Source organism: Ruegeria sp. HKCCD7628 (genome assembly GCF_057221005.1).
The window spans coordinates 35,192-52,061 of the sequence record NZ_JBWVBA010000005.1; the positions used below are offsets into that span (position 1 = coordinate 35,192).

The following is a 16,870-nucleotide window of genomic DNA, read 5'->3' on the forward strand; positions in this document are numbered from 1 at the left end:
ACTGAAACGGAGCGAGCCATGTCGAAACCCAAGTTGTTCGCTGCGATCATTGCAAGTGCAATGGTCGCGGGTGGCGCCCTGGCCTGGATCGCAACAGTGCCAAAACCGCTGGTGGTTCAGGGCGAAGTCGAGGCGACCCGCATTGACCTGGCCGCAAAAATCGGCGGCCGTGTCGCCGCTGTGAATGTCGATTTCGGGGATACCGTACAGATAGGCGATGTGGTCGTGTCCTTGGGCAGCCCGCAATTGCAAGCGGGTCTGAAGACGGCACAAGCCGCTGTCGACGTGGCGATTGCCAATCGTGATCTGGTTTTCGCAACCCGACCCGAAGTCATCGACGCGCGCCGGGCCGAGCTTGCGCGCGCCAAAGCCGATCAGGTGTTGGCGCAAAAGACTTATGACCGGATCAAAAAACTCAGCGAAACCTCGTTTGCTTCGCTGCAAAGGCTTGACGAGGCCTCAAACACTTTGGCGGCCGCGCAACGTGGGGTCGACGCGGCGCAGGCCAATCTCGAACTCGCCGAAAACGGCAACAGCATAGAACAAAAAGCCGTCGCTCAGGCTCAGGTCCAAGAAGCCAAGGCCGCTTTGCTACGCACGCAAACTGATCTTGAAGAGCTGCAAATTGCAGCACCTATCAGCGGTCAAGTCACCGCCCGGCTTGCAGAACCTGGCGAGCTTTTCTCGGCCGGGGCTATTTTGTTATCCATAGTGGATATTGAGAACGCCTGGTTCACGTTCAACCTGCGCGAAGACCTGCTGAACGGGCTGGAAATTGGGCAGGAATTGAATGTGCGCGTACCGGCCCTGGGTGATCTGGTGATCCCTGCTCGCGTTACTGCCATCAATGCCGAAGGCAGCTATGCCAATTGGCGCGCCACGAAAGCCACGGGTGATTTCGACCTGCGCACATTCTCGATCAGGGCCGAGCCGGTCACGCGCGATGCGGCCCTGCGGCCGGGTATGAGCGCTTTGGTGGATTGGGCGGCACGCTAGGCCATGTCACGTCCGCTACCAGCCGGTTTTCGGCGCACCTTTCGTCGAGAGCTGCGCCGGATTGCCCATCAACCTCGCCTAGCATTTATGCTGGGGCCATTTCCTTTGATCCTGATGCTGTTGCTTTCTGCGGTCTTCGCGCCCGGGCTTCCTTCGAACCTGCCCGTAGCCGTTGTCGATCAGGATGGGACAACCCTGTCGCGCCAGGCTGTTCGCATGATCGACGCCACTGCGGACCTTGCGGTCACTGTCCGCGCGACGTCTCTGGCCGAGGCGCAGGACGCTCTCGTCTCGGGCGCGGTGTACGCCGTTATTTTCATACCCCAGTCAATGGGGCGCGACTTGCTGCAAGGCAACCGGCCCGAGCTTGTTACCTTCTATAACAACCAATTCCTGACCGTCGGAGGCATCGTTTCAAGGGCTAGCAGGCAGGCAATGGGGACCTTTTCGGCAAGTGTTGCAACCCAGGCTCTGGTCGCAAACGGGGCTGTCCCCGAGGCCGCGGTTGAAGCGGTCGTACCGATCCCGGTTCAGCGCAGTCCTCTGTTCAATCCGGCTCTGGACTATGTCCAGTTCCTGCTTGCCGCCCTTATGCCCACTGTATTGCAAATCTTCATAACAGCCAGCGCTGCACTGACCATCGGCAGCGACGTACAGCACCCCAATGGCATGGCAAGGCTGACCCGGATTGGCGGTTCGTCGATCACGGGTATCGCGGGAAAACTGGCCCCTTACGGGTTAGCCTATTTGCTGACCCTTATTTTTGCGGACGTGATCATTTTTGGGGCATTTGATGCTCCGTTCAACGGAAACATTTGGCTGCATGGGGCTTACTCGGCCAGCTTTGTTTTAGCTTGCCTGTGTCTGGGCGGGATGCTCGCGATGATCGCCGGAGAAACCGTGGGCGCGCTAGGCTTGACCGGCGTGCTGACCGGCCCAGCCTTCGGCTTTGCCGGCATCAGTTTTCCGCGCATTACAATGAACACTTTTGCATGGATTTGGGGTGGATTGCTGCCGCTGACCGCCTATCTGCAACTTCGCACGGATCAGGTACTGCGCGGCGCGCCGATTGAAGTATCTCTGCCTGCCTTTGGCTGGTTGCTGGGGCAGATACTGCTTTACGGTTCAGTTCTGGTGTTTTTGGTGGCCCGCTCGGCGCAAGTGCCAGCTAAACAGGCGAGCATTGCATAATGAGACGCTTTCTCGACGCTGTTTTAGACTCGATCTTCAGGCTGTTTGCCGACAAGGGTGCGCGCATGACGATGGTCGTTTCGATCCTGATCTATGCGTTTCTCTACCCCCAACCCTATACAGGCGAAGTGGTTCGGGATGTCCCTATCGTCGTAATTGACCAGAACGGATCAACCGCCAGTCGAGAACTGCGCCGACGTGTCGACAATTCGGATCAGGTCGCAGTGGTCGCGCACACCGACGGACTGCCAGCCGCGCAAGAGATGTTCAACGCGCGAAAGGTCTATGGTGTCCTGATCATACCGCCTGATTTCGAACAAGATCTTTTGCACGGGCGCCAATCCCCAATCGCAGCCTTCGGAGACGGCAGTTATTTCCTTCTTTATGGAGCGATTTCCTCGGCTGTGTCATCTGCTGCGAACAGTCTTGGGGCCGAAATCCGTGTAAGCCGTCTGACCGCTCTGGGCGTTGACGCAGGCACGGCTGCAGCTCTTGTTTCGCCGGTGGTGATTACTTCGGTTCCTCAGTTCAACCCGAACGGAGGATATGCCAGTTTCGCAGTTCCAGCCGCGTTTATACTGATAATCCAGCAAACGCTGCTGATCGGAATAGGAATAATGCACGCAGGCAAACCGGCTAGACCGGGCATAGCGAGGGTGGCAACACCCACCGCCTACATTCTTCTGTATACATTCTGGGTCGCGGTGACACAGTTGCTGCTGCCAGTGATTTATGGGCTGCCGCAGGTCGGCCACCCTATAACGCTGTTTGCCATTGCGGTGCCGTTTCTAATGGCCGTGACCGCAATGGGTTTTGCGCTTGTTCAGGTGATCCCTACCCGGGAAGGAATGATCTTCTTTCTTGTCGTGCAGGGATTGCCGCTGTTCTTCATAACCGGCGTCTCATGGCCGATCGAAAGTGTGCCAGATCCAATTCGCTGGCTGGCGATGGCAGTGCCCTCAACTTCGGCTATGTCCGCCATCATCCGCGTCGACCAAATGGGCGCGTCGCTTTCAATGATCATACCAATCGTGAAGCTGCAGCTTGCGCTTGCTGTTGGCTATGCAGCCATAGCGTACGCGCTGCACAATTGGCGATTTCCGAACAGCAGCTGAGCCTCGGCGCGCTGCTTACGTGTCCAAGAACACAGTCCGCAGAATGCGGTGGATGTCGTCTGAAAACTCGTCACGAGAAGTCGAAACAACCAAGGCTCCTCGGGTCGATGTGACCAGCAAATGCGCCAAATCGAGCGCCCTGTCCGGCGTCGCCGCCAAACCATTTTCTGACATGAACCGGGCAAGGTTTTCGACGTAGACCTTGGGCCAGTTTTCCGGCTGGTCTGCCGACAGCTTCAGGGCATCTTCCAAAAGCTCTGACCCATGTCGTGTTTTGGCCAGCTCGACCGAGTCTCCGACCACCGAGGTTAAAACCGTGGCCAGAACGTCGATAGGGTCGCCATTTGCCTCATCCAGAATTCCAAAGACGTTTTGGTACAACGCCTGCATATACGTGACCAATGACCACGAATAGCACGCGTCTTTTGAACCGAACTTCTTGTAAATCGACTGCCGCGACAACCCGACCGCCCGGGCGATATCTTCCATCGAAGTTTTGCGGAAACCGTATTGGGCAAAGGCCGTCATGACATCGCGAGGATTGACGCCAGAGATTGTGTAAGCCGTTACCATTTTTCACCTTTCTGAGGTTTTGCAAACCACATCCGGCACTGTTTTCCCATCGCCGGATGTCGCTTGTCCAACCCGTTCCTGCCAGGAGGACATACCCCATGTTTTGCATCATGTTTACAGTATTGATACTTAATGTCAACTGACCGTGATCACAAAACGTCGCGAAATTTTAGCCACAACCGACGCAAAAGCGCCACCCCATTGGCCGGGGCGGAGCGCGTGCAAGGTCACATATCAAAACCGCAAAGTCAGGCTTGCACTGCCTTCATGAAACGGTCCCGGATGACGACTGGATCCATGGTAATCGGCGGCATTTTAGCGTTTCCGCTTTGGCATTTGGCAACGATGATGGTCATCTTTCGCGCCTCCAACGCCTCTTGCACAACCCGACCGGTGTCTTCGGCCTGACACTCGATCACCCTGTCGCAACCGGCCGCTTCTGCCATTTTCGCCAGAGAGGTTTTCTGTCCTGCGTAAGTAGGCTGGTCGCCGGTAGAACCATATGATCCGTTATCAACGATCAGCAGAATATAGTTGTCGGCCACGTTGTTTGCGATTGTTGGCAGCGTACCCAGATTGGTCAGAACCGACCCATCCCCGTCAATCACGATGACCGGTTTGGGTTGTGACAGCGCAAGGCCAAGACCTATGGACGACGCCAACCCCATCGTCCCCAACATGTAGAAATTAGAGGGCTGGTCATCGATGGCATGCAGTTCCTGACTGGGGATACCGATGTTACAGACAACGAGCTGATCGCGCAGAATCGGGGCGATTTCTTTCAGGATTTCAGAACGGATCATTGGTCGCCATAGCCTCCCCAAAAATTGGCGTCGGTCAGGATGGCGACCGGCTTGTTGCACATGAACGTGTATTTCAGGATCGCGTCCAGCTCTTCTACGTCCGACTTGTGATGAAAGTGATAGGTCGGGATATTCAGCTGCGCCAGCAGTGCCTTTGTGTGAACGGCCATTTCGACTTGACAGGCGATCGGTTCGCGCAGCTCACCCCGGTACGAAATCAGCATGGGCAATGGCATTCTGTAATACTGGATCAGCGTGGCCAGCGTATTGATCGTCACTCCGATCGCCGTGTTCTGCATGATAATCGCGGGGCGTTTGCCACCCATCCAGGCACCCGCGCACAGGCCCATTCCTTCGTCCTCTTTGTTCGAAGGGATGTGATAAATACCCTCGCGTTCGTCGATCTCGGCAATAACGCCGGCCAGCTGTTTGCAAGGAACGGTAGTGACGAACGAGATATCGTTGGCCACCAGATCGTCCGTGATCTTCTTGTCTATGTTCATATCCTGTCAGTCAGTCCTGTTTTGGCGCACAAGGCGCAGTTCGAAGTGTTATGGCCTGCGGTGCACGTGGACCGCGCAGGCAGCATGACGAACGACCCGAGACGCGGTCGATCCCAAAAAATAGTCACTTAGGCCCGGCTTGTGCGACCCGATGACGATGCAATCAACGTCGTTATCCTTGGCGAAATCGATGATGGTTCGGGCCGTATGCCCTTTGATGATCTCGGGCTTGACCCCGTCCAGCCCCGAAACCTTGTCACGCAACAAATTACGGGCGGAGCGAAACCCTTCGGCGACCATATCTTTGTCGAGATATGCGCTGACCGATCCCTGCGGCATTTCATAGACGTGTAGCGCGACTATCTCGGCGCCTTCCGCTGACAAGGCCCGCGCGACTTCCAGCGTATGTGGCGATATGCCGTGGTCCAAAGCCATGGGTACAAGAATTTTGCGATACATATTACCTCTCTTTCTGGCGCGGTCAGTGCTCCGGTGCGAGGATGATTTTCGGCGCGGCGACCATTCCCCGACGCAGATCCCGAAACGCCCGCCCCCCCTCTGACATCGGCCGCTCCTCAACCCAGTCCAAAGCACCCAGCCGTCCATTGAAAATAGCTGCAGCCGTTTGGCGAAAGTCTTCAGCCGTATAGGTATAGGTGCCGATAAATGTGATCTCCTGCAAGGTCATGCGGCGAATATCCAAACCTCCGGCACCCTCGCCAAGTCCGACATGAACCATGATCCCACCAGGTTGCGTCAACGCCGACGCAGTAGCGCGCGTCGCCGCAAACCCCACTGCATCGATCACCAGAGGAAAGGTTTCTGACGTTTCAGAGACTACGTCGAATGCCCGCAAATTCAGCAAATATACCCGTCGCAGCGCGTTCGGTTCAACTATGACGACATCCTGCACGCCCATCGCCTGCAGGGCCAAAGCTGCGGCCAGTCCGATCGCCCCCCCGCCCACAACAAGAGCGCGACGCTCCATCGCTGAGTGCAAGGCTTCCAACCCCAGCCGCACGGCATGCCAACTGACCGCCAACGGCTCGGCCAAAGCCGCGCGCGACAAAGGAATATCATCTGGCACATCGACCAAATTGCGTTCGGGCATTGAGATAAATTGGGCAAATGCGCCCTCTCGTGGCGGCATTGAAATGATCTGGCGGTTTTGACACAGGTTTTCCCGCCCCGCTTCGCAGACCGTGCAATTGCCGCACGTGACCAGGGGGTTGACCGTCACCCGCGCCCCGTCGCGTGGTCCACTAACGATCACGCCTGCCGCCTCATGCCCCAGGATCAATGGCGCGGGACGTCTGGCATCATGTCCCAGATAGGCATGCATGTCCGATCCGCAAATACCCACGGCTTCGACACGGATCAGCTGTTCCTCTGGTCCGGGAACTGTGTCCGGAACATCCCGGAATTCCAGGTGTTCAACCCCCTCATAAACCAGAGCTTTCATTTCGCAGTAAACCCCCCATCGACCATCAGCACCTGCCCGGTGACGTAGCTGGACGCCTCTGAGCACAAGAACAAGATCGGCCCGTCGATATCCTCCACCCGCCCATTACGTCCGATACAGGTCTGCGCGGCGTTGCGCGCGGCGCGGTCAGGGTCGTCGAACACGGCCTGAGTCAGCTCGGTCGGAAAGAACCCCGGTCCGATGGCATTGGCGGTGATGCCATGTGGCGCCCATGCCTCTGCCATGGCACGGGTCAGCTGCCCGATCCCGGCCTTTGACGCCCCATACGCAATCCCCCCTGGAAAGGCCCGCGTGGTCTGCAGTGAAGCAAAGTTGACAATGCGCCCCCAACCTTTCGCCTTCATTGCGGGCACCAATGCCTGGCTTAGGAAAAAAGGCGCGCTCAGGTTCAGCGCCAGCGTCGCGTCCCAACCATCAGGCGTGACTTCATCCGCCACCTCGCGGGTGTTGATCCCGGCAGCATGGATGACGATGTCAGGCGCGCCGAATGCCAAGCTGATCTGTTCAACCAGCCTTCCAAGCCCCGCACGGTCGGCCACATCAGCTGTCACTGTCGCGCCCTTGTCGCCAAGTTCGGCTTTCAGTCCTGCCAACGCCTCTGCCCGGCGCGCGACGCCCACTACCCGTGCCCCAGCGGCGGCCAGAGCCTGCGCCGCCCGTCGGCCCAGGCCCGAGCTTGCCCCGGTGACGCAAGCCACCCGCCCGGTCAGGTCAAACAACGCGCGCGGGTCATCCATCTGCGGACAGGTCGAATTGCTCATCGGGGAAATACTTCGCCAACCGCACATCAGCCGCGCGGGCGTGGCCCTCCATCCCTTCCAGCCGGGAAATGCGAGCGGTCGCAATGGCGATGGGCTTCGATCCCTCGCGCGTTGCGCGTTGCCACGTGACGATCTTCATGTATTTGTGGACACTCAACCCCCCAGTATAACTGGCCGCGCCGGACGTCGGCAGGACGTGATTGGTGCCAGTAGCCTTGTCGCCATAAGACACTGTCGTCTCTTCGCCCAGAAACAGAGACCCATAGCAGGTCAGCCGGTCCAGCCACCAATCCAAATCCTCGGCCTGCACAGTCAGGTGTTCAGGCGCATAGGAGTCAGAACAGGCGGCCATTTCTTCGCGATCGGCGCACAGGATCACCTCGGCATAGTCGCGCCACGCGGCCGAGGCGTTTTCGCGGTTCAGTTCCGGAAGGTCTTCGATCAGTGAAGGAACCAGTTGCATCACTTTCTCGGCCAATGGTCGATCATCCGTCACCAGCCAGACGGGTGAATTGTATCCGTGCTCGGCCTGACTGACCAAATCGGTCGCGACCACATGCGCGTCAGCGCTGCTGTCGGCAAGGATCAGACTGTCTGTGGGACCGGCGATCATGTCGATGCCGACCTTGCCATAGAGGATGCGCTTGGCCTCGGCTACGAACTGATTGCCCGGGCCCACAAGGATATTCGCGCGCGGCAGGCCGAACAGGCCATAGGTCATCGCCGCCACGCCTTGCACACCGCCCATGGCCAGAATGCTGTCTGCCCCACAGATATGCGCGGCATAGACAATGGCTGGCGCCACTCCTTCACCGGGGCGCGGCGGCGAACAGGCTGTGATATGACGACAACCCGCCACTTTGGCCGTGGTCACGGTCATGATCGCGCTGGCGATATGGCTATACCGCCCGCCCGGCACATAACACCCCGCCGCGTCCACCGGGATCGCTTTTTGCCCGGCGATGACGCCCGGCACAATCTCGACCTCGACATCTGATACGGTCGCTTTCTGAGCCTCTGCAAAGCGGCGCACATTGTCATGAGCAAAGCGGATATCAGCCTTCAGCTTTTCGGGCACCAACGCGATGGCCGCATCAATCTCGGCCTGCGTCATCAGCACATTGCCGTCAAACTTGTCGAACTTGGCGGCGTATTCCAGCGCCTTGGCATCACCACCCGCCTCGATATCGGCCAGGATTGTCTTGACCGTGTCGTGCACTTCGGACGCATGAGATTGCGCCGTCAATGTCGCCTTTTTCAAATAGTCACGGGGCATGGTCAGCAGGTCCTATTGGTAGATTTCAGGAAGCAAGGTGGTCGAAACCGCCGGTACATAGGCGATCAGGATTACCACGATCAGCATGGTCAGAACAAAGGGCACGGCGCGCGCCGCAATTTTTAGAATTGATTCTCCGGTTATCCCGGAAACAACGAACAGGTTCAGACCCAACGGCGGGGTGATAAAGCCCACACCCAATGCGGTGATCATCATGATGCAGAACTGAATCTCGTTCATGCCGATATTGTCCGCCAGCGGTTTCAGGATCGGGGCGAGGATCACGATATTTGGCGTCGTCTCCATCACACAGCCTGCCGCGATGAGGATACCGATCATCAGCAGGATCAGCAGATACGGATCATCGGTCAGCGAGGTCACGGCCGTCACGAACCCCTGCGGTACGCCCATGATCGCCAGTGCCTCGGCCAGCGGGGCCGAGAAGGCGATGATCGGCAGGATCACCCCGTTCACCTTGGCGGAACTGACCAGCATCGACGGGAAATCAGCCAACGTCAGCGTCCGCAGGATGAAGCCCATGATGATGGTGACGACGACAGCGGTCGCACCGGCCTCGGTGGGCGTCAGGCGGCCCGAGAAGATGCCGTAGAAGATGATCCCCGGCACAATGAACGCGTACCAGCCGGATTTCAGCGCCTTGCCCAGATTGGTCAGCCATTCGCCCATGGTCATCATGCCGCCGCCCTCATAGGCGTAGATGCGGTTCATGATGATGTTGGTTACAAGGATCGAGACAAGAATGGCCAATCCGGGGATGAGGGCGGCCAGAAACAGGGTCGAGGCCGAAATACCCAGCACAAGACCGATGATGATATAGGCGATCGAGGGCGGAATCAGGATGCCGGTACAGGCCCCTGCCGCGACCAGCGCACAGGCATAGGGGCGAGGATAGCCGCTTTCGACCAGCCGGTTGATCGTCATTCGGCCCACCGCAGCAGCGCCCGCCGCGTCCGAGCCCGAGATCGCCGCGAACATGCCGCAGACCAGAACGGTGGCCGAGCCAAAGCCACCCTTGGCGAAACAAGTCAACGCCTCGGCCACGTCCAGAAACTTTCGCGACAACCCCGTGCGCACCAGCACGTCCCCGGTCAGGATGAACAGAGGTACGGCGGTCAGGGCAAAGGCGTCGATGCCAGTGAACAGGCTTTCGCCCACAAGACTCAACGGCAGGTCGCCGGACATGACCAGCATCACGATGGCGGCGGTGCCGATGGCCGCCCAGACGGGCACAGCCAAGGCAATCAGACCAACGAATAAGATCACAGGCAGGTAGAAATCCCACCCAAGTTCAACAGTTTGATTGAGAGAACCCCAGAGCATCGCGTGTCCCCTCAGTCAAACAGCTTGTCGCCTTCGAAGACGGGCGTGCCGTCCCTCAGGCATTTCAGGTCGCGCATCAGTGACTGGATCAGACGCCAGATCATCAGCGCAAAACCGGTGGGCACGGCCATCAGGAACCACACCTTCGATACCCGCAGCCCGTCCGTCACCGAACCGAACTTGGCCGAAACATGCACCGCCTCGTACGACCAGTAGAGCGCGATGACCGCCACGCCGAACATCACCAGATCACCAAAGATATACAGCAGCGCCTTGGGTCGCGGCCCGAGGTAGTGCATGATCACGTCGATGCGGATATGGGCGCGTTCCTTTACGGCTGCTGCCGCACCGATCCACGCAAGGTAGATGAAAGAATAGCGGACGATCTCTTCGCCCCAGATAGACGAGAAAGCGAAAATCTCACGCCGAAGAACCTCGATGGCCATGGTGATGACCAGCATCACGTAGAACACCAGCAGCAGCCAGCGCTCGGCGTTGCGGTCTATGTTTTGAAGTAGGGTCATCTGTTCCCTCGGCAAAAGAGCAACCGGGCCATAGCCTTCTTTGGCGGGCCTGCTTCAGGTCCGGCTGCTTTGAAAGATCGCGGGCTCACTCGCTGCGCCCGCTGCCTGTCTGTTAAGCGTCGTGGACGTAGTATTTGCCCTGCGTGCCTGCGGCCTCGACCAGCTTTTCGAACGCGTCCATCGACCCGGCAAGCTCGGTCTTGAAGGGGTCCCATTCGGCGTTCTGATAGCCGCCGACGCTTTCCCATTCGGCCAATTGATCGGAACTGAGCGAGTGGAACTCGACTCCCGCCTTGTTCAGCTCGGCCATGGCATATGCGCGGGCTGAGGGCACTTTGGCCAGGTTCTGATGCGCGGTCATTTCCGCACCCCACATGATGCCTTCCTGTACGTCAGGCGGCATCGAGTTGAACCATTCCAGATTGCAGGAATAGACCTGACTGTCCGGAACCGCCTGCGTGAAGGTTACATGGCTGAGGATATCCTTGAAGCCGAACACGAAAAGCGCGCCCACTGACGGGTCCAGCGCATCTGCTACGCCCTGCTTGATGGCCGAGGGGGTCTCACCCCAAGCAACCGGCGTCGGGTTCGCGCCCGCCATACGGTAATATTGCTGCAGCATCTTCGAGCCCGGAACGCGGAACTTCACACCGCTCATGTCGCCCGGCGTAATTATCGCATTGCCACCCTGACGCACCGCAACCACGCGCGGGTCGATCACAACGTAGAACAGCGCCTTGAAGCCGGCCGCCTCGACCTTAGGATGCACTTCGTTCTTCCAGGTGTCGGATGTCACAAGGTTGGTGAACTTCTGGTTTGAGCCGCACAGATACGGCATGTTGATTAGGTCAACGGTCGAGGCAAACGGTGCAAAGTTCGACAGCGAGTGCTGTGCGGCCTGAATTGTACCACCCTGAACCTTCTGAACCAGCGAACCGCCCGCGCCCAACTGCCCGCCGGGGGCTAGTTTGACATAGACCTTGCCGTTTGTAGCGTTCTGGATGTTTTCCTTCAGGTCCAGTTGCATGATTGGATAGCTGCGCGATGCGCCCAGCACATAGGCGGTGGCGATGGTCATCACGTGGTCGGCTGCCTTTTCGCGCTCGCTTTCCTCCTTGGCAGTCTGAGCCGCGGCTTCGGTCGACCACAACACCCCACCGGCCCCAGCGACCAGCGCGGCAGTGAATGCGCCCGTGGCACTGAGTTTCAGGAAGTTGCGGCGCTCGGCCGACGCCAGTTCCAGTTTGTCCTTGTTCATTGATTGCCCTCCCAAGCAAAAAAGTCAGCTGTCGCGTTCTGCGTTGCGGTCAGCCTCCTTTTTTAGAATTGCGACAACGAACAGGATCGACGCCGCGAATAGAACCAACATCTCGCCCACGTCTCCTAGGAATGCGCCGCTCGCAAACGCGCCCATCGCAACATTCGCGAAATAGATGACGAACACGATGATAGAGGCAAACAGAAACATATTCCGGGTCCCATGGTGGATTCGGCTCAACTTCACTTGTAAGCGCTTACATGCAAAATGCAAGCGCTTACATATCTGCTTTCCATATCACCTCCATAGATGTACACTCATTGGCAAAGGTGAATTACGGATTTGGAAATGTCGAAACCGCGCTCAGCCCCGACGCTGGATGATGTCGCCAAAATGGCCGGAGTTTCGACCGCGACAGTGTCACGATGCCTGAACAACCCCGATCGCGTTGTCGCCACAACCCGCGAACGGGTTCAGGCCGCCGTTGACGCTTTGGGCTATACCCCCAACTTCGCCGCCCGGGTTATGGCGGCCAAGCGCAGTTTCACCATCGGGGCGATCATTCCGACCATGGAGAATGCTATTTTTGCAAGGGGCCTGCAGGCGTTCCAGGAGGAGTTGCATCTGCGCGGTTACACGCTGCTTGTGTCCAGTTCCGCCTACAAACCTGACATTGAAGAAGAACAGATCCGGAAACTGGCTGCGCGGGGTGCGGATGGCCTATTGTTGATCGGCCATGACCGTGACCCAGAGATTTACAAGTATTTGGAAAGCCGCAGAATTCCGACGCTGATCGCGTGGTCTTACCGGCCCAATGCACTGGCACCGTCTATTGGTTTCGATAACCGAAAGGCAATGCGCAACCTTGCAGAGCGCGTGATTGCGGCGGGTCACACCAGAATTGGGATGATTTCGGGGATCAGCGAAGGCAATGATCGCGCCCGGCTGAGAATTGAGGGCGTTCAAGACGCTGCCAACGCGCGCGGCCTAAGCCCAGACGGTTTCACTATAGTCGAAACGCCTTACGAAATCGAAAATGGTGGTGCCGCATTTGCTGAACTTATGGCACAACCTGTCCCACCGACCGCAATCCTGTGCGGCAATGACGTTCTAGCCGTGGGGGCTGTGCGGCGCGCACAAGACATGGGCCTGCGTGTCCCTCAGGATGTATCCATCACCGGATTCGATGATATCGAACTGGCCCGGATCGTCTCTCCGGCATTGACGACAGTGCATGTGCCACATCGTGAAATGGGGCGCAAAGCAGCGCTACAACTGGTTGAGATGGTTGAAACGCAAAGCCCCGGACAAGGCGAGCAACTGGCGACCAATATAGTATCGGGCGGATCACTTGGACCACCACCCCAAGGTTAAGCGGCTTCGGCCTCCATTGTACGGAAATCATCCTTGAGCCAACTGTGGGTAGCACACATCGGATCGGTGAAATGCTGACGAATGAGCTTTCCCATGGCTTTTTGGATCAGCGCCGATGTGGTTTCAGGGTAAACTTCGGTTGTGAACAGCGACACCGTACGAACAAAGTTACGCCCCGGGAACGGCATTGCCTTCACGCTATCGTGGAACCTTTGGGCGCGGTGGAAACACGCGGCAGTCGTAATGGCCCACCCTGCCCCTTCTGCGACCAGACCGATGATGGACTGGTTGCACTCCAACTCGAAACGGTTGGGCAAGTTGTACTTGCTTCGCGCCAGTTGGATTTCGATCTGCTTGCCGATCATGTAGTCCCGAGAATAGCGTAAAAGGGGCAATTGCGCATCCGGCGTGAACAAATCGCTCGCCGTTCCCTCAAAACCAACGGGCAGGATAACGATGAACGGATCCCGCATCAGAGGGTATTCTATCAAACCATCCGTCCGCTCGGACGGGCGCGTGGCGACCCCTGCATCCAGCTTGTGTTCTTGCAGCTTCGCGATGATCTCATGGCTGGGCCGGGTGAAATGGCGGAAGTTACAGCGCGGTAGGGCCTGGGCCAGAAACCGGAACAGATCTGGTGCGATCTGATTGTCGAAATCGTCGATCAGTGCCAACCGTAAATCTGTAGCGTGCCGCCAGTTTCCTGTGCGGATTTCAGCTTCACCTCGTTTCAACGTGGTAAGCCCGTCGCGCACATAACGCGAAAAGACCTCGCCAGCCGGGGTTAGACCCATCGGACGTCGACTGTGATCAACCAATTCGATACCCAATGCCTTTTCAAGACTGCGCAAGTGATTTGACACAGTACTGATCGACAAACCGGTTTCCGACGCAACTTGCTGAATAGACCCGGATTTGGCGATCAACTGAAAGACTTCCAGCCAGCGCAAGCTCAGGGATTTGGACACGAGGACCACCTACAGTTTCGATTACTTCGAAACTATCGAACCAGAGAATGATCCCCAGAGCAATCCGGAAGTTGCGCTTGTATCGCGTTCAGGATTTGATCCGACCGAAATCCGGATCGTAAGGCGACGGTGCAATCACAACCGCCGACACGCGCTCACCGCATCGGTCCAACTCCATTTCCGACCCGACGTCTGCCAGCCCGGGATCAACAAAAGCATGGGCAAGGTTCAGTCCAATCCGATGCCCCCATTCACCCGAAGTGATCGTTCCGATGACCTCATTTCCCCGCATCAGCGAAGCGCCGGGATGCGCCGGGCCTTGATCCGTCTGAACCTGCAGCGCCACCAATTTCCGGCGCGGGCCCTCGGCCTGTCGCTGGAGCAAGGCATGGCGTCCAATGAAATCGCCCTTGTCCAGCCTGACGAACCGATCCAGCCCGGTTTCGAACGGGTCGAACTCGGTGATCAGATCGGCCTTCCAATGCAGAAAGCTCTTTTCCATGCGCATTGACTCGACCGCGCGCGCGCCGAACAGTTTGAGTCCATGTGCTTCGCCCGCCTGCTGCAATGCCAGATAGGCGGCATAAAGCGAGGCATTGGGAACGTGGATTTCATAGGCCAGCTCGCCTGAGAAACTGACACCCATCACAGTCGCCGGGGCGATGCCGATGAAACACTCTCGCACACCAAGCCATGGGAACGCCTCAGCCGACCAGTCCCCACGCGCGCAAGCGCCTAGAACGTCGCGTGCTTTTGGGCCCGCCAAAATCAGGATCGTCTGGTCGTTGGTCAGGCTGCGCAGCTGGACGTCCTCGTCGCTCCGCAAATGGCGGGTCAGCCAGTCCATGTCGTGGAACTCGCTGGCTGCTGCCGAGCCGTACCAGACACGCGCTGGCCCCCGGTCGCTGGCGGGAAGATTGGCCCCGGTCGCCTCGGCCTTGACCATACCATGGTCGTTCAGCAGATAGCCCAGCCCGACGCGTCCGTCGCGCTTTGTCACAGAGCCACAGAACATTCGATCAAGAAACGCATGACGGTCCGCGCCGGTGATCTCGATCCGGTTGAAACCGTTCACCTCGGCCAGCCCCACATTGGTTTGGACATTCGCAACCTCGGCGGCCACCAGATCGAAGGTTTCGTCAAAATCGAAACTGTGAGTGGGCGCGAAATCGGGCGATGGCTTGATGTAATCCACCCTTTCCCACCCGTTCACGACGGTAAACTCGGCCCCCTCCGCCGCCAGAACCGGGGTCAGAGGGGTCGTCTTGGCGGGTCGCCCTGCGGGGCGGTGTTCATGCGGAAAGTGAAAGCGGAACTCGTTCTGATAATCCTCGATAGCCTTCAGCGCGGTCAGTTCCACATTCGCGTGCCCCGTGAACCGACGCGGATCAAGGCACCACGTGTCATAGCACGCCTCACCATGCACGATCTGTTGCGCCAGCAGCCAGCCGTGGCCGCCACCTTCGCCAAGCCCCGCCCGCAGACCGATGATACAGAACGCATTGCGCTTGCCCGGGATCGGCCCGACCAGAGGCGCACCGTCAATCGTATAGGTGATCGGGCCATTGACCACCGTATGCACGCCCACCTCCATCAGCGCGGGCATCCGGGCAAAAGCGCCTTCCAGCACATCCGTCACCCGGTCCAGATCGTCAGGGCAGAGCGCGTTGACGAAATTCGGGTCAATCCCGTCCATGCCCCAAGTCTTGCAGTCCTGCTCATAGAACCCCAGCAGCAGCCCGTTCTTTTCCTGCCGACAGTAATAATCGCTGATCGGGCACCGCAGCAGCGGCATCCTGTGTCCCGCATCGCGAATGGCCGGAATCTCTTCGGTCAGGAAATACTGATGCTCCATCGAGGCGACGGGATGATGCACCCCCATCATCGCGCCCACCTCATTCACGCGATAGCCGCCCGCGTTGACAACAATATCGCAATCAATGTCGCCATGTTCCGTCTGCACGGTCCACGTATCATCGGCGTGTTGTTTCAGCCCGATGACCGGCGTGTTGCGATATACCTCGGCCCCGGCCTTGCGCGCCCGCCGCGCCAGCGCCTGACACAACTGCGCGGGGTCGATATCCCCATCCATCGGATCCCAAAGCCCGCCGATCAGGTTCTCGGTCGAGATCAGAGGGTGACGACGCGCGCATTCCTCGGCGTCTATCACCTCGAACTGCACGTCCATTCCGCGCGCCATAGAGGCGAATTGGCGGTACCCCTGCATCTGCGCTTCGGTATTTGCAAGACGGATACCGCCGTCGCCGTGGTGGTAATTGATGGGATAGTCCGGGTCGTCGGCCAGTTCCTTGTACAGCCGGATCGAGTGCGATTTCAGCCCGACCATCGTCTGGTTCATCCCGAAATTCGTCACCTGCGCAGCCGAATGCCACGTGGTGCCCGAGGTCAGCTCGTTCCGCTCCACCAGAACCACATCGCTCCACCCCTCCTGCGTCAGGTGATAGAGGGTCGAGCAGCCCGCGATCCCGCCTCCGATGACAACGACCTTGGTGCGTGATTTCATGGGCGCGGCTCCTGTTCTGTTCCGCCCAAGTCTTGCGGAACAATGCGCGCGCACGACAAGTCGCCCGGCGCTTGTATTGAAAAATCGAAACCGCGATTGCGGATTCTGCAAATTGCACTTCGCCTTTGCGTGAGGCGCAATGTGGCGCTTAGGTTTCGGGAAAAGCAACGGGAAAGGAAC

At 58.3% G+C, this 16,870-nt stretch carries 17 protein-coding genes; 4 read left to right on the forward strand and 13 right to left on the reverse strand.

Annotated elements, in window-relative coordinates; translation table 11 throughout:
- Positions 1–18 precede the first annotated feature (18 nt).
- Genes AC2TAD_RS12490 through AC2TAD_RS12500 form a run of 3 tightly spaced genes read left to right on the forward strand, consistent with a single transcriptional unit; the run spans position 19 to position 3,302 of the window.
- Positions 19–996, forward strand: a complete 978-nt coding sequence (locus tag AC2TAD_RS12490; protein ID WP_480868017.1) for an HlyD family secretion protein — start codon at positions 19–21, stop codon at positions 994–996.
- Positions 997–999: 3 nt separating this feature from the next.
- The gene (locus AC2TAD_RS12495; protein ID WP_480868019.1) at positions 1,000–2,187 is read left to right on the forward strand and encodes an ABC transporter permease; all 1,188 of its coding nucleotides are present in this window, start codon (positions 1,000–1,002) and stop codon (positions 2,185–2,187) included.
- Complete coding sequence (locus AC2TAD_RS12500) at positions 2,187–3,302, forward strand: ABC transporter permease (protein ID WP_480868021.1); 1,116 nt, start codon at positions 2,187–2,189, stop codon at positions 3,300–3,302. The genes AC2TAD_RS12495 and AC2TAD_RS12500 overlap by 1 nt, the downstream gene beginning before the upstream one ends.
- Before the next feature lie 15 nt (positions 3,303–3,317).
- Here AC2TAD_RS12500 and AC2TAD_RS12505 read toward each other — a convergent pair whose 3' ends face one another.
- The 11 genes from AC2TAD_RS12505 to AC2TAD_RS12555 form a co-directional block, all read right to left on the reverse strand.
- Positions 3,318–3,875 carry a TetR/AcrR family transcriptional regulator gene (locus AC2TAD_RS12505; protein WP_480868022.1) on the reverse strand — a complete coding sequence of 186 codons (558 nt, stop codon included), beginning with the start codon at positions 3,873–3,875 and terminating at the stop codon, positions 3,318–3,320.
- 248 nt (positions 3,876–4,123) lie between these two features.
- A complete protein-coding gene (gene comE, locus AC2TAD_RS12510; RefSeq protein ID WP_170356156.1) occupies positions 4,124–4,678 on the reverse strand; it encodes a sulfopyruvate decarboxylase subunit beta in 555 nt (184 codons plus the stop codon).
- The gene (comD, locus tag AC2TAD_RS12515; RefSeq protein WP_170356155.1) at positions 4,675–5,181 is read right to left on the reverse strand and encodes a sulfopyruvate decarboxylase subunit alpha; all 507 of its coding nucleotides are present in this window, start codon (positions 5,179–5,181) and stop codon (positions 4,675–4,677) included. Before comD ends, comE begins: the two co-directional genes overlap by 4 nt.
- 48 nt (positions 5,182–5,229) lie before the next feature.
- Positions 5,230–5,640, reverse strand: a complete 411-nt coding sequence (locus AC2TAD_RS12520) for a universal stress protein (RefSeq protein ID WP_480868024.1) — start codon at positions 5,638–5,640, stop codon at positions 5,230–5,232.
- Between the two features lie 22 nt (positions 5,641–5,662).
- Entirely contained in the window at positions 5,663–6,643 is a 981-nt protein-coding gene (locus tag AC2TAD_RS12525; RefSeq protein WP_480868026.1) for an alcohol dehydrogenase catalytic domain-containing protein, read from the reverse strand.
- Complete coding sequence (locus tag AC2TAD_RS12530; protein WP_480868271.1) at positions 6,640–7,401, reverse strand: SDR family NAD(P)-dependent oxidoreductase; 762 nt, start codon at positions 7,399–7,401, stop codon at positions 6,640–6,642. Before AC2TAD_RS12530 ends, AC2TAD_RS12525 begins: the two co-directional genes overlap by 4 nt.
- Positions 7,394–8,701: a histidinol dehydrogenase gene (gene hisD / locus AC2TAD_RS12535; protein WP_480868028.1), complete on the reverse strand. Its 1,308-nt coding sequence runs from the start codon at positions 8,699–8,701 to the stop codon at positions 7,394–7,396. The genes AC2TAD_RS12530 and hisD overlap by 8 nt, the downstream gene beginning before the upstream one ends.
- A gap of 12 nt (positions 8,702–8,713) precedes the next feature.
- Entirely contained in the window at positions 8,714–10,042 is a 1,329-nt protein-coding gene (locus AC2TAD_RS12540) for a TRAP transporter large permease (RefSeq protein ID WP_170755070.1), read from the reverse strand.
- Positions 10,043–10,053: 11 nt separating this feature from the next.
- On the reverse strand, positions 10,054–10,566 hold the full coding sequence (locus tag AC2TAD_RS12545; protein WP_170755068.1) for a TRAP transporter small permease: 513 nt from the start codon (positions 10,564–10,566) through the stop codon (positions 10,054–10,056).
- A 112-nt stretch (positions 10,567–10,678) separates the two neighbouring features.
- Positions 10,679–11,824 (reverse strand): TRAP transporter substrate-binding protein, encoded by a 1,146-nt coding sequence (locus AC2TAD_RS12550; protein WP_170356149.1) that lies wholly within the window; start codon positions 11,822–11,824, stop codon positions 10,679–10,681.
- A 24-nt stretch (positions 11,825–11,848) separates the two neighbouring features.
- On the reverse strand, positions 11,849–12,034 hold the full coding sequence (locus AC2TAD_RS12555; RefSeq protein ID WP_170356148.1) for a hypothetical protein: 186 nt from the start codon (positions 12,032–12,034) through the stop codon (positions 11,849–11,851).
- Positions 12,035–12,172: 138 nt separating this feature from the next.
- On the opposite strand from AC2TAD_RS12555, the gene AC2TAD_RS12560 reads away from it, so the two are divergent.
- Positions 12,173–13,198, forward strand: a complete 1,026-nt coding sequence (locus tag AC2TAD_RS12560; protein WP_480868031.1) for a LacI family DNA-binding transcriptional regulator — start codon at positions 12,173–12,175, stop codon at positions 13,196–13,198.
- Here AC2TAD_RS12560 and AC2TAD_RS12565 read toward each other — a convergent pair.
- A complete protein-coding gene (locus tag AC2TAD_RS12565; RefSeq protein ID WP_480868033.1) occupies positions 13,195–14,166 on the reverse strand; it encodes a LysR family transcriptional regulator in 972 nt (323 codons plus the stop codon). The genes AC2TAD_RS12560 and AC2TAD_RS12565 overlap by 4 nt on opposite strands.
- Positions 14,167–14,254: 88 nt before the next feature.
- Complete coding sequence (locus tag AC2TAD_RS12570) at positions 14,255–16,690, reverse strand: GcvT family protein (protein ID WP_480868034.1); 2,436 nt, start codon at positions 16,688–16,690, stop codon at positions 14,255–14,257.
- Positions 16,691–16,870 lie beyond the last annotated feature (180 nt).